12 protein-coding genes are annotated in these 11096 nt (G+C 39.7%); 11 read left to right on the top strand and 1 reads right to left on the bottom strand.

Translation table 11 applies throughout. The features are described 5' to 3' along the window. Positions 1–4: 4 nt before the first annotated feature. Positions 5–361, top strand: coding sequence for a hypothetical protein (locus AAGU76_RS11105; RefSeq protein WP_342485551.1), 357 nt, complete (start codon positions 5–7; stop codon positions 359–361). A 56-nt stretch (positions 362–417) separates the two neighbouring features. Here the strand turns inward: AAGU76_RS11105 and AAGU76_RS11100 are convergent, their stop codons facing one another. Continuing rightward, on the bottom strand, positions 418–1065 hold the full coding sequence (locus AAGU76_RS11100) for a GntR family transcriptional regulator (protein WP_342485550.1): 648 nt from the start codon (positions 1063–1065) through the stop codon (positions 418–420). Positions 1066–1305: 240 nt separating this feature from the next. Here AAGU76_RS11100 and AAGU76_RS11095 point away from each other — a divergent pair, with 240 nt between their 5' ends. From AAGU76_RS11095 to AAGU76_RS11050, 10 genes are all read left to right on the top strand, one after another. After that, a complete protein-coding gene (locus tag AAGU76_RS11095) occupies positions 1306–2076 on the top strand; it encodes an arginine deiminase family protein (protein ID WP_342485549.1) in 771 nt (256 codons plus the stop codon). A gap of 144 nt (positions 2077–2220) precedes the next feature. Continuing rightward, positions 2221–3690 (top strand): amino acid carrier protein, encoded by a 1470-nt coding sequence (locus AAGU76_RS11090; RefSeq protein ID WP_342485548.1) that lies wholly within the window; start codon positions 2221–2223, stop codon positions 3688–3690. A gap of 25 nt (positions 3691–3715) precedes the next feature. Then, on the top strand, positions 3716–4591 hold the full coding sequence (locus AAGU76_RS11085) for an arginine deiminase family protein (RefSeq protein ID WP_342485547.1): 876 nt from the start codon (positions 3716–3718) through the stop codon (positions 4589–4591). Positions 4592–4602: 11 nt separating this feature from the next. Then, positions 4603–6267: a M20/M25/M40 family metallo-hydrolase gene (locus AAGU76_RS11080; protein ID WP_342485546.1), complete on the top strand. Its 1665-nt coding sequence runs from the start codon at positions 4603–4605 to the stop codon at positions 6265–6267. 274 nt (positions 6268–6541) lie between these two features. Continuing rightward, positions 6542–6763, top strand: coding sequence for a hypothetical protein (locus AAGU76_RS11075; RefSeq protein WP_342485545.1), 222 nt, complete (start codon positions 6542–6544; stop codon positions 6761–6763). A 132-nt stretch (positions 6764–6895) separates the two neighbouring features. After that, positions 6896–7021, top strand: coding sequence for a hypothetical protein (locus AAGU76_RS11070; RefSeq protein ID WP_342485544.1), 126 nt, complete (start codon positions 6896–6898; stop codon positions 7019–7021). A 321-nt stretch (positions 7022–7342) separates the two neighbouring features. Next, positions 7343–7717 carry a RidA family protein gene (locus tag AAGU76_RS11065; RefSeq protein ID WP_342485543.1) on the top strand — a complete coding sequence of 125 codons (375 nt, stop codon included), beginning with the start codon at positions 7343–7345 and terminating at the stop codon, positions 7715–7717. A gap of 56 nt (positions 7718–7773) precedes the next feature. Next, positions 7774–8979, top strand: a complete 1206-nt coding sequence (locus AAGU76_RS11060; protein ID WP_342485542.1) for a MalY/PatB family protein — start codon at positions 7774–7776, stop codon at positions 8977–8979. A gap of 113 nt (positions 8980–9092) precedes the next feature. Beyond that, complete coding sequence (locus AAGU76_RS11055; RefSeq protein WP_342485541.1) at positions 9093–10442, top strand: APC family permease; 1350 nt, start codon at positions 9093–9095, stop codon at positions 10440–10442. Positions 10443–10508: 66 nt separating this feature from the next. Continuing rightward, entirely contained in the window at positions 10509–11063 is a 555-nt protein-coding gene (locus AAGU76_RS11050; protein WP_342485540.1) for a peroxiredoxin-like family protein, read from the top strand. The last annotated feature ends 33 nt before the right edge of the window (positions 11064–11096 follow it).

Genomic DNA, 11096 nt, shown 5'->3' with positions numbered 1-11096 from the left:
AATCATGGAGTTTAAAGAACAAATTGAAGATTTGCATGAAAGGTGCTTTGAAAAAATCGAACAACCGGAAACTGCAAAAAATTTGGCTGAGGATTTCTTTGAACGGCTGGAGAATGAAAAAACGAAAACAGGTGTGGAAAATTCCAAAGCCGTAGCTTTCGGAAGCTCTGAAGAGGTGAAGGATTCAGCCAAAAAGCTTGAAAAGGCAAAGGAGGAATACAACTATAGGGTAAAACAGCTGGAGAAGTCACTCAGCAATGGAGAAAAGAGTTTCAACGAGGCGATTGATGTGAAATATGCCCAAAAAGCCATTGAAAGAGCTGAAATCGACCTGAAATACGCAAAGAAAAATAATCATTAGTCCAATGTTACGACTTAATAAAAATGCTCCCTTGATTAATCAAGGGAGCTGATTTTTTACAGGGAATCAAACATGGCTGTATCTGCAGCCCAATGAACATCTCTGATGTATCTTTCGAGCTCGTCTTTTTTCTTTTCTCTGAACAATCTGATTATCTCAAAATGCTCAAGGTTTGTCTGCTTCAGTATCTCCAATTCCTTCTCGGGGTCATCAAATTTGTAGTATTTTCTAAGAAACTGATTTTTCATCTGGTTCAGCGTGGAAATCATTGTTTCATTGCTGTACAGATTTATGTATGTGTCGTGAAACATAAGCTGCAGCTCGTAATATTTGGAGCTCAGCCCCTGAGATATTGCTGAATCCATTGATTCGGCCAGAAACTGCATCTGTTTTATGTTTTCATCGCTGATCAGTTCGACAGTTTCATATGCAATTCTTCCGTCCAGTATTCCTATTATTTCATACAGTTCCCGGGCTTTTTTTATATCCAGAAACTTAACCCTGAAACCTCTTCTGGGGGTGTTTTCCAGGTAACCGTCCGATGCCAGCTGAATGAGGGCTTCTCTTATGGGAGTCCTGCTGACATTCAAGGCATCTGAAATATGCTGCTCATTTATTTTGTCATCGGGCTTAAGCGAACCATCGTTTATCTTTTCAGATATATAATTGTAAACACAATCTTTTAAGGACATGTACTGTATCATTTGCTTGCTCCGCTTTCATTTTGTATAAAGTATTTATTTATGTATAAAGTTTAACATAAAAGCAGGAAAAAATCAACAGCATTATGTATACAAAATATTGTGTAAAATATAAAATAACGCTTGCATTTATTTTTGCAAACTGTATAATATATATTGTATACAAAATACGTTTTTAGCTTCGCGCTTGAATGCTGGCCGGCAGTTCAATACGAAAAGATTATTATACTTTGGAGGTATCATATGTTCAAGAATGTTATTGTTAGAAGACCAGGGAAATCATTAATCGAAGGGATAACGTCTGCCCCGGAGCTTGGAAAGCCGGATTATGAGTTAGCCCTGAAACAGCACGATGACTATATTAAGGCGCTGGAATCATGCGGAGTTGAGGTTACTGTGCTGGAATCATTGGAAGAGTATCCTGATTCATGTTTCGTTGAAGACACTGCAGTGCTTACACCAAGATGCGCCATTATATCCAATCCGGGAGCAGACACCAGAAGGGGAGAGTCAGCCTTGATGGTTGATACCATCAAGAAGTTTTACACTGACGAGCAGATTGAATACATAAAATCTCCAGGAACCATGGAAGGCGGAGATGTGATGATGGTCGGAGATCACTTTTACATAGGGCTGTCGGCCAGAACAAATGAGGAAGGCTGCAGACAGTTCAAGGAGGCTCTGGAAAAACACGGTCACACATGTTCGGTTGTTCCGCTGGAAAAGGTGCTGCATCTGAAAACCGGTGTTAACTACATTGAGAACAACAACATGCTTGTATCAGGAGAATTTATTGAAAAGGAAGATTTCAAATCCTTCAGCAAGCTGATCGTTCCTGAAAGCGAAGCTTACGGAGCAAACTGCATCTGGGTAAATGACACTGTCATAGTACCGCTGGGCTATCCTGTTGTTGAAAAAAGCATCAGAGAAGCAGGGTACAATGTGATTGTAACCGATACTTCAGAATACAGAAAGCTTGACGGCGGACTGAGCTGTCTGTCATTGAGATTCTAGATTCATCAGATTCAAAATCATCAACTTCGTAGCCGACACCTTGAGGACTATTGTATAATCAATAAGGCATCTGCGAATTTCATAGCAGCATGCAGGAAATTAGAACTAACTATTCCAATCAAATAATAATTTCGGAGGTATAATATGTCAATTACAGATATGGCCTCAATAATAGTGTACGACTATTTGTGGGGTATGCCGCTGGTAGTGATAATACTGGCTATAGGATTTTACATTACCGTTCGATCAGGCTTTTTTCAGATAACCGGATTTAAGATTGCCATGAAGCATGCCATAGACAGTATCCTTGGCAAAGATAAGGCAGGTGGTAAGGAAGCAGGAGTTGTATCACCTTTTGAAGCTATGAGCGTTGCCCTTGGAACCACCATAGGCGTAGGAAATATCGGCGGAGTTGCTACAGCCATTGCCATAGGAGGACCCGGTGCGATTTTCTGGATGTGGATTGCTGCTCTTTGCGGGCTGATAGTGAAGGTGGCTGAAATAACACTGGCTGTGTACTATCGTTCCAAGGATATGAACAATGAAGCTTACGGCGGTCCGAACTACTATATGAAAAAGGGAATAGGGCATGAAAAGAAGATGCCTGTTCTGGCGAAGGTGTTAAGCTTCATTTTTGCTTTCGGATTTCTGACGGGCTATTTTATAAACATACAAACATACACGGTTTCTGAAGCAGTTGCAAATACCTTCAATTTCAGCATGGTTGGTGTTGCGGTGTTTTACACCGTGATACTGTACATGATGATAAGCGGCGGCGTATCTTCGCTGGGAAGAATTGCAGCAAAGATAGTGCCTTTCATGTGTATCTTCTATCTTGTGGGCGGTGTAGTGATAATTTTGAAGAATATTACTGCCTTGCCGTCAGCTTTCGGAATGATTTTCGGCAGCGCATTTACCGGAACAGCAGCTGCAGGCGGTTTTGTGGGAGCTACGTTCTCTCAGGCAATCAAGCTTGGAATGTCTCGTTCGGTATTCAGCAATGAGGCAGGTTGGGGTTCAGCACCGATGATACATGCTTCGGCCAAGGTAGACCATCCGGTAAAGCAGGGCCTGATGGGTATATTTGAAGTGTTTATTGATACTTTTGTTATATGTTCGATTACTGCATTGGTTGTCATCATAACCGGAGAATGGTCCAACGGACTTGATGGCGCGACTCTCACCCTAAGTGCCTTTGAAACAGGGCTTGGACGGCCTGGAAGAATAATACTGGCCATAGGCGTATTCCTGTTCGGCGTTACCACATCAAGCGGTGTTTATGCACAGATTGAAGTCGTAGTGCGTTACCTGATAGGCGAAACACCAAAGAAGGATGCAATTCTAAGCTTCTACAAGTGGACTTATCCTATTCCAAGCTTGCTGATGGTTATCATAGCTGTATATTATGGATTTCCGGGAGCAACGCTGTGGATATTTTCGGATGCATCAACAGCCCTTCCGATCTTTGCCAACATTATTGCCCTGTTCGTTTTGTTCCCGAAATTCAAGGAACTGCTTCAGGATTACAAAGCAAGGTATCTTGGCGTAGGAAAGGTAAAATCGGGCTTCAGGGTATTCTATGAGGATGAAGGTACGAAAGTAAAATCAGAATAGCATATAGTAATTTCAGGAGGACAAAATGGAATACGGATGTCAGTCAATGGTTGGAAAAATCAAATGCATTTTGATTAAGAGACCAAGTGAGGCGTTTATCAGCCAGGAGCATTTAAACGACAACTATGAACAGTTCAATTATTTCGGGTGCCCAGATTATGAAAAGGCCGCCCAGGAATATGAAACGTTTGAAAAAATAATTAAGGACAATGTTGAAAATGTATATTACCTTCCAAAGGATGAAAGGGCAGGACTGGATTCGATTTATACTCACGATCCGCTGAAGATAACTTCAAAGGGCGCTGTTTATTTTCCTATGGGCAAGGCTCTTAGAGGAGGAGAATACCTGGCGACTGAAGAGTATCTTAAAAGCATTGGTGTTCCCACCCTGGGATATATTGAGAAGCCGGGCAAGATGGAAGGCGGAGATGTTGTGTGGCTCGATGAAAAGACTGTTGCCATCGGAAGAGGGTACAGGACAAATGATGAAGGTATACGACAATTCAGGGAACTTACAAAGGACATAGTCAATGAAATAATTGTGGTTCCAATGCCGCATGGAGAAGGTGAAGCCTGCTGTCTGCATCTCATGAGCATCATAAGCATGGTGGACAGGGACCTGGCTGTGGTCTATTCAAAATACATGCCTGTATTTTTCAGAGAGCTGCTCATTTCAAGAGGAATGAAACTGATTGAGGTAGACGACAAGGAATATGACTATCTTGGTTCAAACGTTCTTGCTCTGGCTCCCAGAGTGTGCGTCATACTTGACGGCAACCCGGTTATAACTCAAAAACTCAGAGATGAGGGATGCACTGTTTACACCTACGCGGGTCATGAAATGTCGTTCAGAGGTACGGGAGGGCCTACGTGCCTTACATGTCCCATAACAAGAGAATGACGGAGAATAAGATGGATGAAAACATACTGCATGGTATTGAAAATGACATCGAAGAAATCCTTTATTCTTACATAAAGGCTCAAAGCTTCACAAACACGGATAAGGAAAAAGAGGCTGAGAGGTTTTTCCTCAGCTGTTTTTCCGATGAGCCATATTTTAAGAACACATCTGGATCTTACGGAACATACGCCATAGAAAATGATGCATTAAAACGTACGGTTTGCTATGCGTTTCTGAAGGGGACTGGAAAAGACACAGCAGTATTCATTCACCACAGCGATGTGGTAGGGGTTGAGGATTTTAAGCTGCTTAAAGACTTAGCATTTTCTCCCGATGACCTAAGAAAGGAACTTTTAAAAATCAAGGATACTCTAAGCGAAGATGCGCGGAAAGACCTTTCAGACGACACGTTTCTTTTCGGACGAGGCGTGTGCGACATGAAAGGCGGCGGTGCCATACAGATTGCATTGACAAAAATGTACAGCAGGGTTGAAAGTTTTCATGGTAACATCGTTCTGCTGGCGGTTCCGGACGAAGAGAATCTATCGGCCGGCATGAGGTCGGCAGTTAAGCTGTTGAGCGAAATGAAGCAAAAGCATGATCTGGATTACAGAATTATGATCAATTCAGAACCTCACCAGAGAAAAGATTTCACTCAGGGAATATTTTCTGAGGGGTCTGTTGGAAAAGTTATGCCCTTTGTGTATGTGCGCGGTTTTCTGGCTCATGCGGGAAAAGCTTTTGAAGGGCTGAATCCGCTTAATGTGATGAGCTGTATAGTCAGAAAGACTGAACTAAACATGGATTTAAGCGATGTGGCAGTCGGGGAGGCTGCTCCTCCTCCCACATGGCTGTACCTGAAAGACAGCAAGAATACATATGATGTTTCCATGCCTCTGGCAGCCAAGGGCTGTTTCAGCATATTGACCTTGAACCAGACACCTCAAAGCATATTAAAGAAGTTAAAAGAAATTTGCACTGAATCTTTTGAGGAAGTTATAAGTCATATGAACGAAAGTTATGAAAGGTTTACTGTGGCAACCAATGTTCAGTGCAGGAAACTGCCCTGGAAAAGCAAGGTTGTCAACTTTTCCGAACTGTGCCAGGAGGCAGAAGCATCATACGGGAGCCTGTTTAAAGACAGGTATCATGAAAGGGTCAATCAGCTGGAACATGAGTACAGAAAAAATGAAATTTCTGTCATAGACTGCAACTTTGAGCTGGTTGATTTCGTGTACGGCTACATAGATGATTTGTCTCCCAGGGTTGTATATGGACTTATTCCTCCGTATTACCCGAATGTATCAAATTTGTATTTCGAAATCCTTGATGAGAAGGTCAGAAGCCTTAGCGATCAGTTGAGCAGTTACACCCTGAAGGAATTTAACCAGGAATACACTTCAGAGTACTTCTATACCGGAATTTCAGATTTGAGCTACACAAGCATTCAAAACAGCAGCCAGGTCCTGGAGTCATTAAAATGTTCTATGCCGTTGTTCGGCAGCTTCTACGATATTCCTGCAGACAGCATTGAGGAGATTTCCATGCCCTGCATCAACATAGGACCATGGGGAAAGGACTTTCACAAGCTTACGGAAAGGGTGAACAAGGAAGACCTGTATGTGAGGACACCAAAAATAATCCACCGCGCCATATCAATAATATTGGATAATTAGTGTGAATAAAAATTAAGACGCCCTATATGGGGCGTTTTCATTTTGAATACGGATTTTCAGCACAGTGAGGGATACTGAAAAACTATAGATAAATTGTCTGGGACGGATATTTCTCAGTTTTGCAACGGGAGCCAGCGTCTTCTTTGTTGTTGCAAATAATCTAAGTATATGTTAATATTTATATAAAAAGACAGAAATTTGACATGTGTATGTACCGTCATTATGTACATCCATATGGATTTTGTGTAATTCCATAAAATTTAAGGAGCTTTGCATGTCTGAATACAACAACAAAAGTGAAATAGATAGAATATATTCGCAACTAAGTCCCAGAGCCAACGAGTTGTATCACTTTATACTCAGTTACTACGACTATATGAATCAGCCCCGTGATTATGACGGTTCCGGTGAACTTGTGAGCATGGTTGAAATACATTTGCTTACAATCATTGATGACAATCCGGGAATTACGGTGAGTCAGCTTGCAAAAGAGTAGGGAACAACCAAGGGAGCTGTATCACAAAATTTAAAAAAACTTGAAAACAGGCAGCTGATTTATCGCCAAAAAGAAAGCGGGAACGCAAAGACGGTTCATATCTATCCAACTGAAAAGGGAGAAAGATTGAGCATGGCACATAAGTCATACGATAATGCAGATATACTGCAGACACAGCATGATTTGTTGAAAAGCTGTTCTGTTGATGAAATAGATACGTTTTACAAGGTGGTTCACGAGTATATTAAGTTGTTCTGAAATTAACTACAATGCGTATGTTTTGTTTAGTTACTAAACAAAACATACGCATTTTTGGTTTTTAAATAACTCGATGATCAGAAACTATTGTTAGTTAACTAAATAATAAAATGCATGATTGTACAAATAACCTTTAAATGGTTCAAAAATACTTATAATATATAAAATATTAATGAATAAAGTATAGACGCTAAACAAAAAAATAGAAAAATATATTGACTAATTATTTAATTATTACTATAATATAAATATAAATAGTTTAGTAGCTAAACCATAATATAATTGGCCGATTATATAAGACAAAGTAAAGAAGGTGTGAAAATGAAAATTGCAATAAAAACACAGCATGCTCCAGGTGCGATTGGTCCTTATTCGCAGGCTGTTGCATGTAATGGAATGATTTATGTATCAGGACAATTGCCTATCGATTCGGAAAGCGGTACCATTGCTGAAGGAGTTGAATCACAGGCCAGACAATCTTTAAAAAACATTAAGGCGATATTGGAAGCAGGCGATTTCAACTTGTCTGATGTTGTGAAAACAACTGTATTCTTGAAGGATATTAATGACTTCAGCGTAATGAATAAAGTTTACGGAAGTTTTTTTGAAGAGCCATATCCTGCAAGGGCTGCAGTTGAAGTAGCAAGATTGCCGAAAGACGTAAAAGTGGAAATAGAAGCAATTGCAGTAAAGTAACACAACAATACTGAAAACGTAATCAATATTATAAAATTATTGTTTAGGAGAGAAAAATGAAATATGATTTTGAAACTGTGGTAAACAGATATGGTAAGGGATCAGCAAAGTATGAGCAAATGCTTGGATGGAACCCTGATGTTTCCGAAGACATCATTCCGTTCTCTGTGGCTGATATGGAACTGAAAAATGCACCAGAAATTGTTGAAGGATTAAAAAGCTACCTTGATTCACACATACTCGGATACACTCTGCCAACTGAAGGTTATTTAAATGCAGTTTGCGGATGGATGAAGAGAAGGCATGATTGGGAAATAAAGCCTGAATGGATTGTTGGGGCAGCCGGTGTTGTCGGCGCTTTTTATTCGGCCATCAAAGCCTTAACAAAACCCGGAGAAGGGGTCATAATAATGTCTCCTGTTTACTATCCCTTTTATTCAGCAATAGAGCTTAACGGAAGAAAAACAGTAAAGAATCCTTTGATAAACACTGGTGAAACTTATGTGATAGATTATGATGATTTAGAGGAAAAGGCCAAGGATCCAAACAACAAGATACTGCTTTTCTGCAGCCCTCACAATCCTGTAGGAAGAGTGTGGATGAAGGAAGAGCTGGAAAAGGTTGCAGAAATATGTTTGAGAAATGAAGTTATCATAATATCTGATGAAATTCACTTTGACCTCATTATGCCGGGATATGAACACACAGTGTTTGCAAATATTTCTGAAGAAGTTGCTAACAACATGATTGTATGCACAGCGCCAAGCAAGACATTTAATTTGGCCGGTATGCAAACATCGAATATCATCATTCCCAACCAGAAGCTAAGGGATGCATATTTGGCAGAAGTTACATCAAACGGTTTTTTTACCTTGAACATTTTGGGTTACAAAGCTTGCGAAATCGCATATACACAGTGCGAAAACTGGCTTGACCAATTAATAGAACTGATTTATAACAATCATCTTGAGCTGAAGAAATATTTAGAGAAAAATCTTCCTCAGGTTAAGGTTTATGATCTTGAAGGCACATATTTGCAATGGATGGATTTCAAAGAATTAGGCATGAACAAGGACGAGCTTGAAGAATTTATGCACATGGAGGCAAAAGTGTTCTTTGACGAAGGATATGTCTTTGGAGAAGAAGGAAACGGTTTTGAAAGAATGAACATTGCATGTCCCACAAACGTCATGATGACAGCTTTGAAACGAATGGTAAGTGCTGTAAAGAGTTATGAAAAAAACAAATCATATGCTGACTAAAGCTATTTATTTGTTTAGGTAAGGCACAATTTATTTTAAACGGAAAAATCTGCTGAATGTAATAAAAGAAATGCTAATAACGATATTATAATTATTTCAAAGGAGATTTTATTATGGCAGAAATGACAAGTACTGGAGAACTGAGTACAAAAGATCTTAATAGAGTTCTGGGAAGAAAAGATTTAATGTCTATTGCAGTAGGTCAGATAATCGGAGCAGGGATTATGTCTCTTACAGGAGTGGCAATTGGAATGACAGGAAAATCAGTGCCGCTATCATTTATGGTTGCAGCAATTTTTAAAATTATTATGGCAATACCATTTATCATAATTGGTGGTACGGTTCGTATGCGTGGAGGACAATATACACAGGTTGCAATATTGGCGGGACAGAAATGGTCTGGCATATATATGATTACTTATATTTTCTCGAATGTAGCACTCGCCATGTATGCTATTTCCTTTGCTCAATATGCGCAATCTTTAATTCCGGGTATTCCTCTTATGCCTGTATCAATAATAATGCTGACTGCTTTTTATATACTGAATATCATGGGAGTACAGGGAGCAGCAGTAGTACAAAACGCAATGGTAGTTCTTATGGCATCTGGTCTGGCTATATTTGTGGCATTTGGATTCGGTCATTTGCAGCCCGGTATTTTCAGTGGTTCTGATTTTATGACAAATGGAGTAAGAGGAATAATGGGTGCAGGAGCATTGCTGGGATTTGCTGCAGGTGGAGCCTTTGTTGTAATAAATTTTGGAGCAGAAGCAAAAAATCCTACAAAAGATATTCCGTTTGTTATTGTAGTATCAACACTTGCTGTTTCAGGTGTATATGCTTTTATGAGCATAGTGGCTGCTAACGTGCTACCTATTAGTGAAGTTGCTTATCAGCCTTTATCATTAGTTGCGAAAGCCGTAATGCCTAACTGGGCGTTTGTTTTCTTCACAGTATGCGGTGCGGGATTTGCTCTTTCAACAACTTTAAATGCAACATTGGCATGGGTGACAAAACCAGTTCTTCAGGCCGTTGAAGATGGATGGTTCCCAAAATTCCTAGGTGCTATAAATGAAAAATACAAAACTCCTCATGTGTTGTTGACAATATTCTACTTAATTGGTTTAATACCGATAATCACAGGACTGTCAATTGGTACGATAGCGAATGCTGCCTTGTTGATAATGCAAGCCTTTAATATTGTTCTAAGTATTGCATTGACAAGATTGCCGAAGGTATTGCCTGAAGAATATGCAAGGTCAAAAGTTAAGGTATCCACGCCTGTGCTTTATACAATAGCATACGGTGCCGCAGCCTGTGCCGCATATCAATTTTATCTTTTGTGGGGCTTTTCAACAAATGTTGAGAAGATTTATGTAGCTGTCATACTCGTAATGGCTGTGTTGTTTGGCTGTGTAATGAATAAAAAGGTTAAGATGACTATCAGTTATGAGGCGGACTAAAGAATAATGCATAATTGATTTTTGTTTTAAAATGTGTAAAGCAGATTAAAAAGTAAGGAGTAAATTATGAAACTTGAAACAGGAAGTAATATGCCGAATTTTAAAGTGGATACAGTGTTTGAAAGGGGAATAGACATAAAGAGTCTGTTGGGAGATAACAAGACTGCAATTCTTTTTCTGAGATATGCCGGATGCACCTTGTGCAGATTTGATATGATGGTTTTAAAGGATGAATATGATAAGATAGTAAAAGATGGGGGCAAGGTCATAGTTGTACTGCAGTCAGACCCAGATAGATTAAGCGGGGAAATTGACAGGAACTTTTATCCTTATGATATTGTTTGTGATCCAAACCAGGAGCTTTACAAGCAGCTTGACATAAAGCCTGCAAATTCTCAAGCAGAAATGATTGGCCCGGGATCAATGGAAAAATTAAAAAAAGTTCAGGAATCGGGATTGACCCATGGAGATTATGAAGGAAATGAGATGCAGCTGCCTGCCGCCTTTGTTGTAGACAAAGAATTAAATGTACTTTATGCCAGATATGCAGCACATATAACAGATATGCCTGATGTCGGTGAGCTGACTGACCTTCTCCAAAAAAAGAAAAGCCTTATATAGAGGATTTTTACTGAAGTTAAATATGTAATCCTT

The organism is Sedimentibacter sp., from assembly GCF_038562225.1.
GTDB lineage: Bacteria > Bacillota > Clostridia > Tissierellales > Sedimentibacteraceae > Sedimentibacter.
Note: the sequence above shows the minus strand (reverse complement) of the source record. Positions and strands in the feature narration are given on the sequence as shown.

What these genes read in the sequence shown, in the direction of transcription:
- AAGU76_RS11105 (WP_342485551.1), top strand. Translation starts at nt 5, where the DNA reads ATGGAGTTTAAAGAACAAATTGAAGATTTGCATGAAAGGTGCTTTGAA.
- AAGU76_RS11100 (WP_342485550.1), bottom strand. Translation starts at nt 1,065, where the DNA reads ATGATACAGTACATGTCCTTAAAAGATTGTGTTTACAATTATATATCT.
- AAGU76_RS11095 (WP_342485549.1), top strand. Translation starts at nt 1,306, where the DNA reads ATGTTCAAGAATGTTATTGTTAGAAGACCAGGGAAATCATTAATCGAA.
- AAGU76_RS11090 (WP_342485548.1), top strand. Translation starts at nt 2,221, where the DNA reads ATGTCAATTACAGATATGGCCTCAATAATAGTGTACGACTATTTGTGG.
- AAGU76_RS11085 (WP_342485547.1), top strand. Translation starts at nt 3,716, where the DNA reads ATGGAATACGGATGTCAGTCAATGGTTGGAAAAATCAAATGCATTTTG.
- AAGU76_RS11080 (WP_342485546.1), top strand. Translation starts at nt 4,603, where the DNA reads ATGGATGAAAACATACTGCATGGTATTGAAAATGACATCGAAGAAATC.
- AAGU76_RS11075 (WP_342485545.1), top strand. Translation starts at nt 6,542, where the DNA reads ATGTCTGAATACAACAACAAAAGTGAAATAGATAGAATATATTCGCAA.
- AAGU76_RS11070 (WP_342485544.1), top strand. Translation starts at nt 6,896, where the DNA reads ATGGCACATAAGTCATACGATAATGCAGATATACTGCAGACACAGCAT.
- AAGU76_RS11065 (WP_342485543.1), top strand. Translation starts at nt 7,343, where the DNA reads ATGAAAATTGCAATAAAAACACAGCATGCTCCAGGTGCGATTGGTCCT.
- AAGU76_RS11060 (WP_342485542.1), top strand. Translation starts at nt 7,774, where the DNA reads ATGAAATATGATTTTGAAACTGTGGTAAACAGATATGGTAAGGGATCA.
- AAGU76_RS11055 (WP_342485541.1), top strand. Translation starts at nt 9,093, where the DNA reads ATGGCAGAAATGACAAGTACTGGAGAACTGAGTACAAAAGATCTTAAT.
- AAGU76_RS11050 (WP_342485540.1), top strand. Translation starts at nt 10,509, where the DNA reads ATGAAACTTGAAACAGGAAGTAATATGCCGAATTTTAAAGTGGATACA.